1 protein-coding gene is annotated in these 1,309 nt (G+C 55.2%); it reads left to right on the top strand.

Going from position 1 to position 1,309, the window contains the following annotated elements; all coding sequences use genetic code 11:
* Window positions 1-1,309, top strand: a 1,309-nt coding sequence (locus B4F73_RS06235) for a TonB-dependent receptor plug domain-containing protein (protein ID WP_290482759.1), incomplete at both ends; no start/stop codon positions are given.

Consider the following 1,309-nt stretch of genomic DNA (forward strand, 5'->3'; position numbering starts at 1 on the left):
AGACCTGAACCTCGCTGAATCGCTTCAGCGCATTCCCGGCATCGCGATTGATCGTCAGGCTGGCGAAGGTCGGCGCATCACGGTGCGAGGCCTCTCGGGCGACTTCACGCGTGTGCGCATCAACGGTATGGACGCCTTGTCCACCGGTGGTGGATCAGACGCCTCTGGTGGTACAAACCGCAGCCGCTCGTTCGATTTCAATACATTTGCGTCCGAGTTGTTCAGCCAACTGGTTGTTCGAAAGTCACAGTCCTCGTCCATTGAGGAAGGATCGCTTGGTGCAGTTGTCGAACTTCAGACGGCGCGTCCTCTGGACTATGACGATGGGTGGACCTTCTCGGCATCCGCACAGGCCCTCTACAATGATCTCGTAGAAGACACGTCGCCTCGCCTTGCCGGCCTAGCTTCCTACAAGAACGACACTGGCACGTTTGGCGCGCTGGTTTCTGCAGCATTTCAAGACCGCACAATCCGCGAAGAAGGCTTTTCTTCTGTCCGATTTGATGATCAAGGCACATTCCGTTCTGTGAACGGCGCAGGCTGTATTGGCGCGGACCCGATGCCAGCTGCCTGTGAGGAAGTCCGCAACTCCTATTATGCGCGCATCCCGCGCTATGGTCGCCTCACTTATGATCAGGAACGCACCGGTCTAACCGGCGCACTACAATTCCGTCCAACTGACCGGACCACAATCACGGTGGAAGGACTCTACTCTGAGCTGGATGCACAGCGCGACGAAGAGTTCCTGCAAGTCTTCGTACGATCGAATACCGACAATATTGCGGTAACGGACTACAACGTGAATAGCGATGGCGTTCTGGACTATCTGCAAGGCGATGTCCTCGCCGATACGAGCAATGGCATCATCCCGATGCGCAGCGAACATCGCCGGGACTACTACACGACCGAGTTCACGCAGCTGACACTCGAAGTCGAACACGACTTCTCCGACACGCTGCGGGGTTCTTTCTTTGCAGGTCAGTCCTCATCCAGCTTCGATAACCCGGTTCAGGCGACAGTTTTCTTTGACGCTGCCAACCCGGTCGAAGGTTATAGCTATGATTTTCGGAACGATTTGAATCTCCCGGCCATCAGCTATGGCAACACGGATGTAACGGATCCGTCCCAATTCCTGTTCACGCAGTTCCGGAATCGCCCTCAGGGGTCTGACAATGATTTCGAGACCGTCCGGGCCGATCTGTATTATGACTTCTCCCCAACCATGACATTGTCGGGTGGACTGAGTTTCAAGAAATATGACTTCTCGACACGCGAAATACGTATCGACGGCAATGTCGCAGATCTCGAC

The sequence above is a fragment of the Hyphomonas sp. UBA3601 genome, assembly GCF_002375605.1.
Lineage (GTDB): Bacteria > Pseudomonadota > Alphaproteobacteria > Caulobacterales > Hyphomonadaceae > Hyphomonas.